General features: G+C 56.4%; 14 protein-coding genes and 1 tRNA gene. 3 read left to right on the top strand and 12 right to left on the bottom strand.

The features are described from left to right. Position 1: 1 nt before the first annotated feature. The 12 genes from GNX18_RS11735 to rpsU form a co-directional block, all read right to left on the bottom strand. Positions 2–562: a hypothetical protein gene (locus GNX18_RS11735; RefSeq protein WP_240913987.1), complete on the bottom strand. Its 561-nt coding sequence runs from the start codon at positions 560–562 to the stop codon at positions 2–4. Next, positions 559–1,794, bottom strand: coding sequence for a restriction endonuclease subunit S (locus tag GNX18_RS11730; RefSeq protein WP_166218300.1), 1,236 nt, complete (start codon positions 1,792–1,794; stop codon positions 559–561). The genes GNX18_RS11735 and GNX18_RS11730 overlap by 4 nt, the downstream gene beginning before the upstream one ends. After that, positions 1,787–3,301, bottom strand: a complete 1,515-nt coding sequence (locus tag GNX18_RS11725; RefSeq protein ID WP_205827895.1) for a class I SAM-dependent DNA methyltransferase — start codon at positions 3,299–3,301, stop codon at positions 1,787–1,789. Before GNX18_RS11725 ends, GNX18_RS11730 begins: the two co-directional genes overlap by 8 nt. A 139-nt stretch (positions 3,302–3,440) precedes the next feature. Further along, positions 3,441–6,572 carry a type I restriction endonuclease subunit R gene (locus GNX18_RS11720; protein ID WP_166220592.1) on the bottom strand — a complete coding sequence of 1,044 codons (3,132 nt, stop codon included), beginning with the start codon at positions 6,570–6,572 and terminating at the stop codon, positions 3,441–3,443. A gap of 27 nt (positions 6,573–6,599) precedes the next feature. Beyond that, positions 6,600–6,803: a helix-turn-helix transcriptional regulator gene (locus GNX18_RS11715; protein WP_166218294.1), complete on the bottom strand. Its 204-nt coding sequence runs from the start codon at positions 6,801–6,803 to the stop codon at positions 6,600–6,602. 240 nt (positions 6,804–7,043) lie between these two features. Beyond that, positions 7,044–7,120: transfer RNA gene (locus GNX18_RS11710), tRNA-Ile, on the bottom strand. A gap of 101 nt (positions 7,121–7,221) precedes the next feature. Beyond that, positions 7,222–9,201, bottom strand: a complete 1,980-nt coding sequence (locus GNX18_RS11705) for an autotransporter outer membrane beta-barrel domain-containing protein (protein WP_166218290.1) — start codon at positions 9,199–9,201, stop codon at positions 7,222–7,224. Between the two features lie 185 nt (positions 9,202–9,386). Next, a complete protein-coding gene (locus GNX18_RS11700) occupies positions 9,387–9,776 on the bottom strand; it encodes a diacylglycerol kinase (protein WP_138235054.1) in 390 nt (129 codons plus the stop codon). 112 nt (positions 9,777–9,888) lie between these two features. Then, on the bottom strand, positions 9,889–11,766 hold the full coding sequence (gene rpoD / locus GNX18_RS11695) for an RNA polymerase sigma factor RpoD (RefSeq protein ID WP_138235053.1): 1,878 nt from the start codon (positions 11,764–11,766) through the stop codon (positions 9,889–9,891). 222 nt (positions 11,767–11,988) lie between these two features. After that, entirely contained in the window at positions 11,989–13,992 is a 2,004-nt protein-coding gene (gene dnaG / locus GNX18_RS11690) for a DNA primase (RefSeq protein ID WP_166218287.1), read from the bottom strand. A 21-nt stretch (positions 13,993–14,013) separates the two neighbouring features. Beyond that, a complete protein-coding gene (locus GNX18_RS11685; protein WP_138235051.1) occupies positions 14,014–14,457 on the bottom strand; it encodes a GatB/YqeY domain-containing protein in 444 nt (147 codons plus the stop codon). A gap of 202 nt (positions 14,458–14,659) precedes the next feature. After that, positions 14,660–14,875: a 30S ribosomal protein S21 gene (gene rpsU / locus GNX18_RS11680; protein WP_010133379.1), complete on the bottom strand. Its 216-nt coding sequence runs from the start codon at positions 14,873–14,875 to the stop codon at positions 14,660–14,662. A 370-nt stretch (positions 14,876–15,245) separates the two neighbouring features. Between rpsU and tsaD the strand changes: the two genes are divergently transcribed. The 3 genes from tsaD to folK are packed head-to-tail and all read left to right on the top strand — an operon-like array spanning position 15,246 to position 17,183. Beyond that, complete coding sequence (gene tsaD / locus GNX18_RS11675; RefSeq protein ID WP_166218284.1) at positions 15,246–16,289, top strand: tRNA (adenosine(37)-N6)-threonylcarbamoyltransferase complex transferase subunit TsaD; 1,044 nt, start codon at positions 15,246–15,248, stop codon at positions 16,287–16,289. Positions 16,290–16,313: 24 nt separating this feature from the next. Beyond that, on the top strand, positions 16,314–16,682 hold the full coding sequence (gene folB / locus GNX18_RS11670; protein WP_166218281.1) for a dihydroneopterin aldolase: 369 nt from the start codon (positions 16,314–16,316) through the stop codon (positions 16,680–16,682). Positions 16,683–16,685: 3 nt separating this feature from the next. Then, a complete protein-coding gene (folK, locus tag GNX18_RS11665) occupies positions 16,686–17,183 on the top strand; it encodes a 2-amino-4-hydroxy-6-hydroxymethyldihydropteridine diphosphokinase (protein ID WP_166218278.1) in 498 nt (165 codons plus the stop codon). Positions 17,184–17,252 lie beyond the last annotated feature (69 nt).

Genomic DNA, 17,252 nt, shown 5'->3' with positions numbered 1-17,252 from the left:
GTTATCCCCGTTCTATAAATGTGTAATTGTTGATTCGATATGCCACAGGAATCTGAATTTCGTCTGGTCTTTTGTACTTGTGGCGACTAATCAGAAAAATGGCTGTGCCGTTCTTTGTGGTTATGTTGTAGAACTCATAACCGAACAATAAAAATAGGGGGTTAAAGTACAAAGCCTGCGAAAGGAATGTAAAAATGAACAATACGCCGTATACAAACCCAAGCGTTTCCCAGTTTCCTACGCTAAGTGCGACAAAAAAGTACCCCAAGTAACTGGGCAGAAAGCTGTTGTTTGCATGTTCAATGCTTTCCACCTCACCAGATTTGAAGTCATCTTTCCCCAGTTTGGAACTCAGCAGAATACTGGCCCCCGTGGAAAACACCGGAATTAGAAAATAAAGCAGATAAGACACCGCGTTCGGGAGCATTCCAGTCCAATTGAGCCATGCGACGCCACTGAAAATCTGGCCCAATGTATAGCCCTTCTGCACAAGAAAGATAATCACCAGGAGTGAAGTGGCGTTGAGTGTTAGCAGCAGCCGGAACGCAGTGTTTATTATCATTTTACCGTCACCTGGCCGTTCATTAGCATGGGCAAAAGCCAATCCCTCAGTTTTGACAGCTCAGTATTCTCTCTCTGATTAATTACCATTTGTTTGATCATGGGTTCTAGTTTCTCGCCAAGAGCACTAGCGATTTCTTCCTTAAAAGGAGTATCGAAGCGCATCATGACACCTGGATTTACCCGCTTATGGCTGTTGGAGGTGCCCGTTGCTGATTGGGTACAGTGCACTATAAATTGTGGTGAGGTGGCCACCATATAAAGAAAGTTCTTAACGCTGCTATTCGGTGTTCGCCATACTACGAACTCGGTTGAGCAGATAAGATCTTCCTCTTCCATGGCGTAGATGACCCGGCTAAACCACGGGTTTAGCTTTGAGACTAGAATGTCGTTTTCTTTGACAGTAAATTTGTTGCTACCAATGGTTTCCCCAGCTTCAAGGCCAAACGTTTTAGTGGCGTCATATACTGGGATACTGAAGTGCCTGAAAACCTTGTTGGGATAGTTGACTGGATTTACTGACTGGTTACTAACTGGAGTGATTTTCGATAAAGGTGTGGCATTCCAACCTTCCGGTATTTCCCGCTTGAGGGTTGGGTTGTAGACCATTATTCCGCCGGAAGATTTATAGGGCTTGCCGTTGGCATCGGGGAAGTCGAACTGTACAAACCAGTAGTCGTACAAGGTTTTGGCCATGGCTTCCAGTTCGGCGTTGATGCGGTTATTGAGTTCGATTTTTTTGTCAATCGAACGCAATACGGAAGCAATAGAAATTTGCTCTTTCTCAGTTGGGAAATCAAACTCAACCTGCCTTAGTGATATTCCAGTCAGGTGCTTAATGGTCGAGCCAATAAAATGTTTCTGAAGCTCACCAATTCTACTTGCTAGAAGAATTCGGTAATACAAAAAATCAAAGCTGAAACCTTTCTTTACTCTTAACCTATGTAATGCTTTTTGAATCTTCATTTTTGGCGCATTGTCGCGCCACACAGCACACCGGCCAGGTTCGCCACCTTCGCATATAACTAAATCACCATACTCAAGACCGTATCTTTCATGCTCGTGTTCTTCGAATCTCATTTCTTGGAGGTTAATCAGATCAAATTCACCCCACCTGACATTATAGTTTGCGAGATATGGATGAAAGGATCCTTTGTTTTTTTCTTTGTCCAGCATTTTTCCAAGGCAGGATTCAGAAATATCTCCCAAATTATGGCGTGACCAATTATTCATAATTCAGTACCGCCAACTGTTTCTTAATCTCAGTTTCCAGCTCGCGAGACTGGGCAAACAAACTATCCAAGTTGCTGGTAAAGTCCTGCATTTTCTCAGCAAACTGTTTCGGGGTAATATCCACGTATTCGATTCTGACATCGAAATACTGGCCGGCACTTAGATTGTAGTTTTTGGCTTCGATCTCGCCATAACTGACTGCAACGGAAAAATCTTCCACGGCCTGTTTGGCATTAAACGTGTCGATGATGTGCTGTTCTTCTTCCGTGCTCAGTACGGTTTTCTTACTTTTGTCTACGGTAACTTGTTCGCCCAAGTTGGAGGCGTCAATCAATACCACCTTGTCTTTGTTGCTGTCATCCATAAACAGGATGGAGACATTGGTGCCGGTGGTGGCAAAGATATTGGAGGGCATAGAAACCACGCCTGCCAGCATCTTGTGCTCGACCAGATGCTTGCGGATGCCTTTGTCGATACCCGACTGGGCGGTGATAAAGCCGGTCGGCACCACCACCGCTGCTTTGCCACCGGGCTTGAGCGAGTGGATGATATGCTGCAAGAACAGCTGGTAGATTGCCATTTTGTCCTTGGCCTTCGCTGGTGCCTTTGGAATGCCGGCAAAGAATCGCCCTTTGTTTTCCTGGCTGTCCAGCTCATCGCGGAAATCGCTGAAATCCATCTTAAACGGTGGATTGGAGACAATATAGTCAAACTTCTTAAGGTCTTTGCCGTCTCGGTGATAGGGGTGCAAGACGGTATTGCCCTGGATGACATTGGGGATGGAGTGCACCAAGTTGTTGAGGATCAGGTTCAGGCGTAGCAGGTTGGAGGACTTCTGCGAGATATCCTGGGTATAAATACTGCAACGGTTCTCGCCGATGGCATGGGCCACGTTCATTAACAGGGTGCCGGAGCCGGCGGAGGGGTCGTAGCAGGCTTTGTTACGTAATTTTCCGCGCTGACGTTTGGGCACCAAAATGGCCGCCATAATGCGCGCTACGGCATGGGGCGTATAGTATTCGGCGTATTTGCCGCCGGCGTTGCTGTTGTAGTCTTTGATCAGGTATTCAAAGATGGTGGCGTAGAAGTCGAATTTCTGTGTAAAGATGCGCTCGAAGCTGAACTCCACCAACTTGTTGATGATCGCGCGGCAGAAGGCGTCGCGTTTGGACTCATCGGCAATGTACTCACTCACCCGATCAAACAGCACCACCTTGGCACCACCGTCTGTTTTTACCGCGAACACATCATTGTTGCTAAGGGCTATATCGCGCAGGGTGTCGTCAAATAGCTTGGCGAAATCTGGTGTGTTTGAGCGATTAAACAGGTAGCTAACGAAATGGTGAGGTTTTAAGCGTGCGGTGTCACCCCCCATTTTCCTGTAGAGCATCTCCAACTTGTCTTCGCTCATGGCGACCAGGGCGTCTTCCCACTTTTCAGCCTTAGCGACCTTTTTGTCGATTTGTTTTGCTTCAAAAGCAAATTTGTCGTTAAGAAACTTGTACAAAAAAGTCTGAGTAATGATTTTGAATTCATTGCCGTCATTACCCAGGCCATAATGAGCACAAATACTCTTTAGGCTATCGATCAGCGTTTTGGTCTTCTGTTGAAACTCTAGTTCTACCATTCTTACAGCTCGTTATGGTTCAGTAGGCTCTACTGCCGGTATGAAATTCTTTCAGGTACTCCGCGACTACAAGGTGATTGATGTAGTCTGAGGCATTCGGGGTCAGATTGATTTTTTGCTCATCCATAAAGCGTTTGACTACTAAGGGCATCATCTGGCGCTCAAAGTAGCTTTCGTTCTCCAGTATCTGGCTGTTGTTCAGAACCTGCTCATCGGCGTCTTGTTTGACACCGGTGAGGGCGGTAAAGATCCTGCGCTCTGACTCACTGATATCTTTATCACCGTGCTGGCGTTCCTGCAGGCGCTTGTGAATACGGGTGTATTTCACATCGCCATGGTATTTCTGACGAAGCTGATTGTTCTGGCGGTTGAGCTCTTTGACCCGCTCGTGGATTTTATTGAGCGCGTCGATGTTGGCCACCATTTCATCCTGGGTGACTTCGCTGAGGTTTTTTTTCTTGAACAGCCTTTCCAGCTCTTCCTTTAGAGTGACGAACTTGGGGTCCTGCTGGTCAAAGTTGCCGGCCAGGGCCTCGCGGGTTTGGCGCAGGGTGTTTTTCAGCTTGTCCGCCAGCACCAGCTCTTCTTCGCCCACCTTGATGAACTTAAAGATGACGTCCTCAAGGGCCACATTCAGCAGGTTGGCGGTATCCGTGCCCTGTTCGATACTTTCCTTGAGGTTGAGCATGTCCAGGTGGTTGCAGGTTTCCCGATAGAGGATGTTCAGTTTGGCGAAGTCCAGCTCGTTCAGGATGCTGCATTCACCTTGCAGGCGGATGAGGTTGTACAGGCTTTTGGCATCGCCCAAGGCCTTTTTCAGAGCCAGAACGATTTCCCGATCCTGTATCTGGCTTATCTGGTCGGTGAAGACCTCAGCATTTTCTATATCGAAGCGGAACAGCAGATCCTTGATATGCTCAATTTCCTGCCTTATTTCCTCCTGGGATTTGAACAGGTCGGAGTAGTGCTCCATTTCATCGCCGAGTTCGGACTGCAGCTCGTCAAAATAGGCTCTGTTGGTTGCGTCAAACTCCTTGCGGATATCGGCAAAGTCCACCACATAGCCGTAACGGAAGTCCTTATAGGTGCGGTTCACCCGCGTTAAGGCTTGCAGCAGATTGTGCTGGCGGATGACGCGACCCAGATAAATTTTCTTCAGCCTCGGAGCGTCAAATCCGGTAAGCAGCATATTGAAGACAAACAGGAAGTCGATCTTGCCAGCTTTGAAGTCTTCCACCCAGGTCTTGCGCTCTTCCTTGGTGCCTACGTCATGCAGGATCAGCGCTGCGTTCTTGGCGCTGTTTTTGGTTTTGCTGCTTTTATTGGTCGCTGCATATGCGGGCGACGCTTCTGCCACCATAGGCAGATAGTGATTTGAGTCGTTGGCCTCTACTAACTGTGTTTCCTGTAGTTGCTGTACACCGTATTTCTCACCGAAGAGCCTGAACATCTCTTTCGCCTGGTTGGCGCTATCACAGATAACCATGCCACCGATGGTGGGGTCACTCAGGGCGCTGCGGCTTTTTGCAAAGTCGGTGACGATGTAATCGAGCATGGGCTCGACAAAGCTTGGGTGGGCATAGATGAGCTTGCGATCCACATCGCCCATTTTGACTTCCACTTCATCCAGAGCTTGTTGCAGCACCATCTTGTAGTTGGTGGCGATCTCTTCCCGGATCAGACGCAGGGTGTAGCCATCGGCAATGGAGGCGTTGTAGTAGTATTTGTGAATGTATTCGCCGAACAAAACGCGGGAATTGTAATCGTCTCCCAATAGCGGGGTACCGGTGAGGCCAATTTTTATGGCATTGGTATCCGATTGGGTCAGATTCGCCAGAAAACTGCCTTTAGGGTTGTAGCTGCGATGTACTTCGTCCAGAAAGTACACGCGCTGAATGGCGATATCGTAGTCCTTGGTCGAGACAACATCCGGATCGTCTTTGAATTTCTGGATGTTCACGACTGTGATTTCAGGCTTCCCGGAATGGTTGTGAATAGCCTGGGTCGCTTTGATATCGCGGGTGAAGGCTTCTCTGGAATTAACGGTGTGGACGGTCAGGCCGCGCGCGGTAAACTCTCGTTGTGCTTGTTGCAGCAGGTCCAGCCGATCCACGATGAAGTAGAACTTGGGGATGATCTGTTGCTTCTGGAAGTAGTCCGTCAGAAAGCGCACGTTGTAGAAGGTCAGCGCTGTTTTGCCGCTACCCTGGGTGTGCCAGATGATCCCTTTTTTAATACCTTCAGCGAGTTTGCTTTCGATTGCCTTGGTGGCGAATAGCTGCGGGTAGCGCATGATGTGCTTTTGCAGCCCGTCCGTCTCTGACACATATGCCAGTGCATAGCGCAGGATAAACGCGAGACGGTCTCTACTGACCAGAGACGTACAAATGCGGTTGGTTGGCCGGTTTGGCTCTTTATTGATGATGAACTCGGGGTTGCTGCGAATTACTTCCAGGTTGTTGTCTTTCAGCACATTGAGCTCGTCATCCTCTGATGGCGACTTGAGCAGGGCTGTAAGGTTTAACACTTCTTCTTCGCGGAAGTAATTGAAAACCGGCTTGTGGTACGAGCTGCTGGCGTAGAAGGCTCCCTGGATTGGCTCCGGGTCGCCGTCGTCATACCCCATATTGTTGGAGAAAATCATGAACTGCGTGATATTGGCGAAACGCTTGAATTTGGGGTTCTGGAAGCGTTTGTTGATGCGATCTCGCTCCGCCAATATGCCCTCACGGTTGTTCGGTTTCTTCACTTCTATAAAGACCAACGGCATGCCGTTGATCAGCAGGGTGACGTCTGGCCGAAACTCTTCATCGCCATTCTGGCAGGTCAGTTCGGTAACGACATGGAAGCTGTTGTTGTTGAAGTTCTTGAAGTCGATCAGCTTGGTATTGGATCGGTCGGTCAGCCTTTCAAAGAAGGCGCGCCCCAGGTCTTCGTTGTCCAGTAGCAGCTTGATGTCTTCCAGTAGCCGGGCAACATCGTCCGCTTCGATACCGGGGTTGATCCGGGTGATCGCTGACTTGAATAGCTCGGGGAAGATATTGGTATCCAGATCCCAGCTCTGACTCTTAAGCGAGAGATACTGGTAGCCCAGTCTCATCAGGTGGAGGATGGTCGGGATTTTTACCCGGGTATCCTCGTTGAACTTCATGGTACTCAACGTTATCTCCTTCCCTGATTATTGTTGTGTCAGCTCAAGCAGGTCACCCACCCGGCATTCGAATAGCTGGCATAGCTTTTCGATGGCTTCCAGGTCCACTTTCTGCGCGGTCTCTTTATAGAGCAGGGTCACCGTGGCGCGGCTGAGGCCCGTTTCTCTGGCAACGTCGGCAATACGCATCTTGTGTTCGCCCATCATGCGGGCAAGATGGCAGCGGATCATAGCTGGGCCTCTATCGTTCAAGTTCTGGGAATGGCCTGAAAAGATACCACGACATTGATATTTGAGTGATATTTTGCGAGATGAAATTGAATTATTTATCCCTACTCTAAAACCCAGGCTTGGCTTTGTTGGGGTAAACGGAATTACTTGTCTGTGCGTGGTTGCGTATCTGGTGAGGAACTTACGCCCGGGGCGGAACGTGGGGCCTGAAATGTGGCGTATGTATGGGTGTCAGGTGATTGGTGGGCCTTCCGGGACTTGAACCCAGGACCTGCCGATTATGAGTCGGATGCTCTAACCAACTGAGCTAAAGGCCCCCAAGAGGAGTGCTTGCGACGATACGCGAGCGGGTTGGCAAATTACCTGATTTCCCCTTTCAGATCAACGGCTTTGGCCGCTGGCGCGGTCTGCCTCAGTGTTACCAGGCCCAGTTGAAGCCGAGATTGGCGCTGCCGCCGGACCAGTCCAGACTGTCCAGGGAGCGCTGGTAGCCCACATTTAAAAAGGCGCTGCCGAGCGGATGCTCCAGCAGTACCACGCCGCCGCCGACTTCCCCCCAGGTGGCCTGGCGCTCGAGATCGGTTTGCAGCTCGGTGTCAAACAGCAGCTGGTCGTTGCCGCCGAGGGTATGCCACACATTACCGAATACATAGGGCCGCAGCTGGCCGTCGAGCCAGGGGGTATCCGTGTTGTAGGCGCGCAGTCCAGCGCGGAAGTTGGCTTCGGGGGTTACGTCCACCTCCATCCAGGAGATGCCGTCGTCTATTGCGCTGAAGTTGCTGTAATTGGCGATGACCTGCAGCTGAGGTTCCACATTGACGTGCTCCGCTGCCTGCCAGGTAAATCCTTTCTCGACGGAGAGGGTGAGCTGGGCACCGGAGATGGTGTCGCCGATGCCCCGGGAGGATCGGCTTTCCAGCTTCAGGTAGGCAACCTTGGCGGTGAAGTCGAAGTAGCCCATGTCCGGGCGGTAGTCGTTGAAGTAGTAGCCGATATGGTGGCTGGTGAGCTGGTTCTGCCCGGTGTTGTAATCGTCGAAGCCGCGGGCAAATCCGCTGACATCGCCGCTGGCGCGGGTGCTGCCGATGAACAACCCCATCTCGCGGGCACCGCCGGTGCAGGTGGGGCCGGACCAGAGGTTGGTGCCGAGTTGCACGCCGGTGATATTGCCGTCGAAGCGGTTGCTGACGTCGCCGGTCCAGTTGTAGTCGGCGTTCAAGTGGTGCACGCGCAACCAGTCCTGGTTCAGGCCGTCGAACCAGCTGCGCTGTTCGCCCCGGCGTTTGTGGTAGCTACCTATTTCCTGCAGTGAGGTGAGACGGGCGAGGGATTTTGCCTGGGCGTAGAGCGGGATTTCCGGGCGGTAAATTGGGATGGGGGCGCTGCCCGCGGGCGGCGCCGCGGCCAACAGGCCGGCGGTGGCGGTCGGTGGTGCCAGGCTGGCACCGGCACTTCCGGTATTGGCATTGGTGATATTAGTGGCTGGGCCGCTGATTGTGCCGGTTGACAGGCCGCCAAAACTGGCAACGGACTGGAAGTCCGGGCTCGGGCTGGTGGCGGGCTTGTCACCGGGGCGCAGGGTCGAGCGCAGGTACCAGTTGTCTGCGTTGGCCGGGTCGCCGGTACCGCGGAACAGGAAGTATTCATAAGGGCCGGCGGAGACTGGTTCGGGCATGTAAAAGGCGCCGGCACTGGTGCTGCCGCCGTGGCGGGTTTCTACCACAAGGATGCCGTTGTGGGTGTCGGCACCACTGCCGGCAAGGCGGTTGAACAACAGTTGGGTGCTGCCGCTGGCGTGCCCACCGCTGATCACGAGCCGGTCGGCGAGGCTGTCGTCGCCACCTGCCACCATATCCATGCGGATGCTGCCGCGACCGATCCCCACATAGTCTCCCTGAATCATCATGAGATTGGCGCTTCTGCCGCTCATATCGACGAGACCGTGGTTGGTCACGGTGAGGGGTTGGCCGCCGCTCGCCGATATGCCGGCGCTGTAATAGGGCAGTAACAGGGTGCTGCCGCTGTGAATCACCAGTTGGCCGGGCAGCTGGTCTTCGCCACCGAACGTCAGGTGAGTGTTGAGGGTGAGGCGGGAGGTTCCTGTCAGCTCAATGGTCTCCCAGTGCTGCAGTCGCGCTGGATTGGCAAGATCGAAGTTGTGGATTGCCAGGGTGTCGTTGCCATTACCGCCGTCGATCAATAGTTGAGAGCCGCTGCCGGGGGGGCTGTTGGATGTCAGCGTGTAACGGTCGTTTCCGGCACCGAAACTGAGCGGCGCTGCCGCGCTTTGGGTGGATGCACCTATGGAAACCAGTAGGAGAAGCAGAGGTGGCAGTGCGACGTTGTTCAGAGTCGGTGCGTTGGTGTCGGGCACACCGGCATGGCGGGGGTACGACATGATTCCGTCCCTGGTTCGTTATTGGTTCTGAGCGCGCAGATCCATTGCGCGCACCAATCGGTACGATGGTTTCAGAATTTTAGTCGAGGGGGAGATTCCTGCCGGGCATTCGGCTCGGCAGGGGTGAATTTTGTCGGGTTAAGCTGCGCCGCAGTTGGAGGCTGGCAGTATGCCTGCGGCCGGGATCATGCGATCCAGCGCGGCAACAGGATACATCCCCAGGTACTGAGCCAAAGCAGCAGGGAGATGGAGACGGCGGCGGAGCCGGTGTCCTTGGCGATCTTCGACAGCGGGTGCTTTTCGGGGCCGACCCGGTCTACTACGGCTTCCACCGCACTGTTCAGCAGCTCGACGATCATTACCATCAGCGTGGTGCCGATCAGCAGGGCGCGTTCCACACCACTTTCGCCGAGCCACAGGGCCGCGGGGATCAGGAATATGGCGAGGGTGACTTCCTGGCGGAAGGCGGCCTCGTTGCGCCAGGTGGCGAGGAGTCCCTGGCGGGAGTATTCAGTGGCATCGATCAGGCGGGAAATGCCGGTTTTACCGGGCTTGTTCACAAACTGCTCTTCCATTGTTCTCTGACTGTCTCCGCGGGTTCATCGGTTTGCAACAATTCTGCCATCCATAAAAAAGCCCGGCGAGCCGGGCTTTTTCAGTATGGACGACGATCGCCAAGATAAAGGCTTACTCGTCCAGGAAGCTGCGCAGGTGTTCGGAGCGCGAGGGGTGGCGCAGTTTGCGCAACGCCTTGGCTTCGATCTGGCGGATACGCTCGCGGGTCACATCGAACTGCTTGCCCACTTCCTCGAGGGTGTGGTCGGTGTTCATGTCGATACCGAAGCGCATGCGCAGCACCTTGGCTTCCCGTGCCGTCAGCCCGGAGAGCACGGCGCGGGTGGCATCGTGCAGGCCGGTGGCGGTCGCGGTGTCCACCGGGGACGACTGGTTCTGGTCCTCGATGAAGTCTCCCAGATGCGAGTCTTCGTCGTCGCCGATGGGCGTCTCCATGGAGATCGGTTCCTTGGCGATCTTCAGTACCTTGCGCACCTTGTCTTCCGGCATGTCCATGCGCTCGCCCAGCTCTTCCGGAGTCGGCTCGCGGCCCATTTCCTGCAGCATCTGGCGGCTGATGCGATTGAGTTTGTTGATGGTCTCAATCATGTGCACCGGAATCCGGATGGTGCGCGCCTGGTCCGCGATGGAGCGGGTGATCGCCTGGCGAATCCACCAGGTTGCATAGGTGGAGAACTTATAGCCGCGACGGTATTCGAACTTGTCCACCGCCTTCATCAGGCCGATGTTGCCCTCCTGGATCAGGTCCAGGAACTGCAGGCCGCGGTTGGTGTACTTCTTGGCGATGGAGATTACCAGACGCAGGTTGGCCTCGACCATTTCCTTCTTGGCGCGACGGGAGCGGGCCTCACCGATGGACATGCGGCGGTTGATCTCTTTGATCTGGCCGATTTCCAGCTGGGCCTTGTCCTGGGCCTGGGTCAGCTTGCGCTGGGCGCGCTGGATCTCTTCCGCGACTTGGCGCAGGGCGTCGGAGTAATCGCGCTTTTTCTTGACGATGGACGGAATCCAGTCGTCGTTCACCTCGTTGCCGGGGAATTCCTTGATGAAGGTCTTGCGCGGCATTTTCGCTTTCTTGATACACAGGTTCATGACGATGCGCTCCTGTTCGCGCACTTCGTCGAGAATACTGCGTACCTGGTTGTACAGCGGGTCGAACTGGCGCGGGGCCAGTTTGAAGAAGCGGAAGATCTCGCCCACGGCTTCCATGGCCTCGCCGGCCTCTTTGGAATCGCGGCCGTGCTTCTTGATCGCGGCGTCGGCTTTCTTCTGCGCGGCGATCAGCGCATTCATGCGCGCGGCCAGCTCTTCCGGGTCGATGCCGCTGGTGCTCTCTTCCTCATCCTGGGTAGAGGAGTCGTCATCGTCGTCGTCATCGCTGTCGGAATCGCTGTCGTCGTCGCTGTCGCTGCTGGAGGTGTCGCTGTCCTGGCCGGCCTGGGCGCCGGGGGGCACGTCTTCCGCGGGGTCGAGCCAGCCGGCAACCACGTCGGGGATGCGGCGCTCTTCCTTCTCGATCAGCGCATACTCGTCGATGACTTGCTGCACGGCACCCGGCCAGTAGGCGAGGGCGGCCATCAGTTCGCGCAGGCCCTCTTCGATACGCTTGGCGATGGCGATCTCGCCTTCGCGGGTGAGCAGCTCCACGGTACCCATTTCGCGCATATACATGCGCACCGGGTCGGTGGTACGGCCGACATCGGACTCTACCGCGGCGAGGGCGGCGGCGGCTTCGGCGGCGGCGATTTCATCGGCAGAGCTGTCGCCTTCGGCCATCAACAGTTCTTCGGCATCCGGTGCGCTTTCGAACACCTTGATACCCATGTCGTTGATCATGCCGATGATGTCTTCCACCTGATCGGGATCGGAGATGTCCTCCGGCAGGTGGTCATTCACCTCCGCATAGGTCAGATAGCCCTGCTCTTTACCGCGGGCGATCAGCTCTCTGATGCGGGAGGTGGTCTTTTGCTGTTGGGTTTTGTCGGTCATGCACAACCCTGAATTCTGGGGATTGATAGTCGGGACTTTTGTCTGGGCTTTTCTTCGGACAAAGACGCGGGATTATAGCGTATTCGCGTAAGCAATAACCACTGTGGCCGTTTAGACAGGTGAGTGGTTTCGGGGGTTCCGGGCGTTTGTCTGACCAGTTTTCTGCCGCTTTTGGCAGCAGGGTTGTGGATATGGTGATGGCACTATGGAATTCAAGGGGTGTCAGTCGGATTTCCTGCGGAATTGCGCCAGCAGGGCGAGTTGTTCGGCGCCGAGGGTGCTGCCACTGCTTTTGAGCTGGTCCACCAGGTCGCGTTTGCGCTGCCGCTCGGCGGCGAGGTCGAGGCTTTGCAGGCAATCGCGGAATTCGGTCTCGGGGTCGTATTCCAGCTTTTGGCCGGCGCCACCGACAATCGGGTGGCTCATGGCAAGCCGCAGTATCAGTTCGCGGGCGTCGCGGCTCTCGAGGTTCATCAGGCGGCCGAACAGCTGGTTGCTGTTGAGGGCGGGGTTCTGATGCATGACCTTGAGGATGTCGCCGAACAGTTGCAGGTCGGCGTCGCGGCTGTCGGTAAAGCGCGCGCTGTCGCCGATCAGTTGCGCCAGCTGGGGGTGGTGCAGCAGCAGGGCGATCAACATGCGCTCGGCGGGCAGGCGGTACTGGCCACCGCGGCGTCGGTGCGATGTTGACTGAGGTGGCACATCTTCGTCGGGGTAGGGGTGTGGTTCGCTGCCGTAGTCGTAGTCCGGCGGCGGGGTGGGATAGTCGTCCGCACTGGGGAATTCCGGCGGCGGTGTGGGTGCTGCAGCGACCTTGGGCTGTGCGGGCGCCGGGTTTGGCGCCGGCGGCCGCGCGTCCTGGGCGAGCTTCGCTGCGCGGGCCTTTTCCGCGGCGATGATCTCTTCCAGCATGTCCTGTTCGAGGCCAGTGCGGCGGGCCAGTTGCTGGAACATCAGCTGGCGGTAGACGCCCGCGGGCAGCAGGTCGAGCAGGGGCGCGGCGGCCTTGGACAGGCGTGCGCGGCCGTCCATGGTCTGGATGTTGATGCCTTCGCCCAGCAGGTCGAACAGGAAGTCCTCCAGCGGACGGCCCTGGTCGTCGATCAGCTGGTCGAAGCGCTCGCCGCCGATCTGGCGCACCAGAGTGTCCGGGTCCTCGCCTTCCGGCAGCAGCAGGAAGCGCAGGCTGCGCCCGTCCTGCATGTAGGGCAGCGCCGCTTCCAGCGCGCGGCGCGCGGCGGTGCGCCCGGCCTGGTCGCCGTCGAAGCAGAACACCAGTTCCTGGGTGTGGCGGAACGCGAGCTGGATGTGGTCTTCGCCGCAGGCGGTGCCGAGGGTGGCGACGGCGCAGCGGATGCCGTACTGGGCTAGCGCCACCACGTCCATGTAGCCTTCCACCACAATCAGGCGCTTGAGTTCGCGATTGGCCTGGCGCGCCTCCCACAGTCCGTACAGTTCCTTGCCCTTGTGGAAAATCGGGGTTTCCGGGGAGTTCAGGTACTTGGGCTTTTCGTCCCCGAGTACGCGGCCGCCGAAGGCGATAGTGCGCCCGCGCTGGTCGCGGATCGGGAACATGATGCGGTTGCGGAAGCGGTCGTAGTGGTGGCGCTTGCCGGGTTCATGCTTGCCCGGATTGCCGTCACTGTCGGTGCGGCGGATGGCGAGACCGGCGAGCTCCAGCTGTTCGGCCTTCTCCGAACTGGTGCCGAGGTGATTCAGCAGATTGTCCCAGCCGGCGGGCGCGAGGCCGATGCCGAATTCCTTGGCCACCGCACCGGAGAGGCCGCGATTTTTCAGGTAGGTGATGGCGCGGGCGGCGATCTTGTGATCCTTCAGCTGGCCGCGAAAGTATTCCGCAGCCTTCTCCGTCAGCTGATAGAGGCTCTGGCTCTCCTGCTGGCGTTTAACCTGGCCGGGGGCGAGCTGCTCGCGGGGCACGTCGATGCCCATGCTGGCGGCGAGCTTTTCCACGGCCTCCGGAAACGGCAGGCGGTCGTACTCCATCAGGAAGCCGACCGCGTTGCCGCTGGCGCCACAGCCAAAGCAGTAGTAGAACTGTTTGTCCGGGCTTACCGTGAAAGACGGGGTTTTTTCATCGTGAAATGGGCAGCAGGCGGAATAGTTTTTCCCGGTCTTGCGCAGCTTTACCCGGCTGTCGACGACCGGAACTATGTCGGCGCGGGCCAACAGGTCGTCGATAAAATACTGCGGGATCTTGCCTGCCATTTACTGCTGCCGGGGCGACGATCAGAGCGCGCTTTTCACGAGCTTGCTGACGGCGCCCATGTCCGCGCGGCCCTGCACCTGCGGTTTCACCAACGCCATTACCTTGCCCATATCCGCCATGCCGCTGGCGCCGGTCTCTTTGACGGCGGCGGTGACGATTTCCTGGATCTCGGTTTCCGACAGCTGCTCCGGCAGGAATTCCTGGATCACGTCGATCTCGGCCTGCTCCACTGCCGCCAGCTCCGGGCGGCCCGCTTTTTCGAACTGGGTGATGGAGTCGCGGCGCTGCTTGGTCATCTTGTCCAGCAGGGCGAGGATGCGGGCGTCGTCCAGCTCGATACGCTCGTCCACTTCCACTCGCTTGATCTCGGCATTGATCAGGCGCAGGGTCGCCAGGCGCGCCTTTTCGCGGGCTTTCATGGCGTCTTTGGTGGCGGTGGCGAGGGTTTCCTTGAGTGTACTCATGATGTCATCCAGGGTTGTGTCATCCGGCGTGCTGTCGGGTATGAGGACGGAGAATTTGACCAATAGTGGCGGATCGACGCGTTGAAGCAAAGCCCGCTGTATTGAGAAACAAAAAACGGCGCGCGAGTTGCCTCGGGCGCCGTTTCAGATCGCGAACCGCGGTTCGCGTCGTCCTGCTGTGAGCGAGAGATTAAGCTCTAACTCAGTAGAGACGCTGGAACTTGCGGTTTTCGCGCTGCATTTTCTTGGCGTGACGCTTAACAGCAGCGGCAGCCTTGCGCTTGCGAACGGAAGTGGGCTTTTCGTAGAACTCGCGACGACGTACTTCGGAGAGTACACCAGCTTTTTCACAAGAGCGCTTGAAGCGGCGCAGAGCGATGTCAAAGGGCTCGTTGTCTTTGATGCGTACTGAGGGCATTAGATTACCTGTAAAATTCGTTTCTCTCTGCCAGCGTCCAAACTGAGGACTTCTGGCGGTGGCCTGTCCGGCAAATTGCTCTTCTCGCAGATGCAATCCGGAGGCCGGTTCACAGCGAGGGCGCAAATTCTATACAGATGATTTGGCCTTCGCAAGCCTTGTGGCGGTATCCCGGTGCGGGTGACCAACTATAGCTGGCGGGACGGGCGTCCAGTGCTTTGCGGGACGCCCAGATCCCGGACCTTTCCGCCTGGCGTTGCGCACGCAGGTGCGCTTAAAGAGTATGATAGCGCCCCCTCGGCCCGGATCGCAGCGGTCATTTGTCCGTTTCTGCTGTCGATGGGGATTTTTTGACAAGCGTGAGAAGACTGTGCGAGTACTCGGAATAGAAACGTCCTGTGACGAAACCGGCGTCGCCTTGTACGACAGCGAGCTGGGACTTCTTGGTCACACCCTTTATAGCCAGGTCAAACTGCATGCGGACTACGGCGGCGTGGTGCCGGAACTGGCCAGTCGCGATCATGTGCGCAAACTGCTGCCGCTGATCCGCGAAGTCATGACCGAGAGCAATACCCGCCCCAAAGACATAGACGGTGTTGCCTACACCGCCGGTCCCGGCCTGATCGGCGCCCTGATGGTGGGCGCCTGCGCCGGCCGCGCACTGGCCTTCGGCTGGAACGTGCCGGCTGTGGGTGTGCACCACATGGAGGGCCACCTGCTGGCGCCGATGCTGGAGGACAACCCGCCGGCTTTCCCGTTTGTGGCGCTGCTGGTGTCCGGCGGCCACACCCAGCTGGTGGATGTGCAGGGACTTGGCCAATACGAGTTGCTGGGGGAATCCCTAGATGATGCCGCCGGCGAGGCCTTCGACAAGGCGGCAAAGATGCTCGATCTCGACTACCCCGGCGGCCCGCGCCTCGCGGCACTGGCGGAGCGGGGCGACCCGCTGCGTTTTACCTTTCCGCGCCCTATGACCGACCGCCCTGGGCTCGATTTCAGCTTCTCCGGCCTGAAAACCTATACCCTCACCACCGTACAGCAGCACGCACTGAAAGACGGTCTCCCGGACGACCAGACCTGTGCCGATATTGCCGCTGCCTTTCAGGAGGCGGTGGTCGATACGCTGGTAATCAAGTGTCGCCGCGCACTGAAACAGGCTGAGCGTAAAACACTGGTTATTGCAGGTGGTGTTTCCGCCAACCGGTTACTGCGTCAGCGCCTGGAGGCGCGCCTCGCTGAAGACGGTTGCAGTGTGTACTACCCGCGCCATGAGTTCTGCACCGACAATGGCGCCATGATCGCCTACGCCGGCTGCCTGCGTTTGCAATCCGGCCAGCGTGCGGATCTGGACGTCGAGGTTCGCCCGCGCTGGCCGTTGACGGAATTAACCGGTGCGCTGGGCGCCCAAAAGTAAAAACGGGAAGCAAGGAGAACCGGTTTGGATATCGTTTATATCCGCGACCTGAAAGTGGAAACCATCATTGGCATCTACGACTGGGAGCGGGAGGTGAAGCAGACGGTCAGTCTGGACATTGAAATGGCATTCGATATCAGTAAGGCGGCGCGCACTGACAATATCGAGCACACCCTGAACTACAAGGCGGTGGCCAAGCGCCTGATAGCGTTTATTGAGGGCAGTGAGTTCCTGCTGGTGGAAACCATGGCGGAACAGGCCGCGGCCATTGTGCGCGATGAATTCAATGTGAGCTGGCTGCGCCTGCGGCTTTCAAAGCCCGGCGCGGTGCGCGGTGCGCGCGATGTCGGCGTCATCATTGAGCGCGGACAAAAACAGACGGTGGAGGCCTGATAAATGGCAACCGTTTACCTGAGCCTCGGCAGCAATATTGATCGCGAAAAAAACCTGAGTGCCGGGCTGGATGCTCTGGTCGCGGCGTTTGGCGACCTGCGCATGTCGCAGGTCTACGAGAGCGAAGCGGTGGGTTTCGACGGCGACAATTTTTACAACCTCGTTGCCGCTATCGAAACCGATCTTTCTGTGGCGGAACTGGCCCTGTGTCTTCGCAATATCGAAGATGCAAACGGCCGTGTGCGCAGCGGCCCCAAGTTCAGCGCGCGGACGCTGGATATCGATATTCTCACCTACGACGACCTCACTGGAGAGGTGGACGGCGTAAAACTGCCGCGCGGGGAAATTCTCAAAAACGCGTTTGTTCTGCTGCCGCTTTCAGAGCTTGCTCCGGATCTTGTGCATCCGGTAGAAGGGAAAAGCTATCAGCAGTTGTGGGAAGATTATGATCAGGCTTCGCAGAAATTGTGGCCCGTAGTATTTGACTGGCCTGAAGCCTGATTCAGGTTATCGGTCGCAATTCGGCTAACGTCTGCCTGACGATAGCGACTGCGACCGAGAAGGTGGGTT

It is taken from the genome of Microbulbifer sp. SH-1, assembly GCF_011326135.1.
Taxonomy (GTDB): domain Bacteria; phylum Pseudomonadota; class Gammaproteobacteria; order Pseudomonadales; family Cellvibrionaceae; genus Microbulbifer; species Microbulbifer harenosus.
This window is presented reverse-complemented; position numbering and strand designations above follow the sequence as displayed.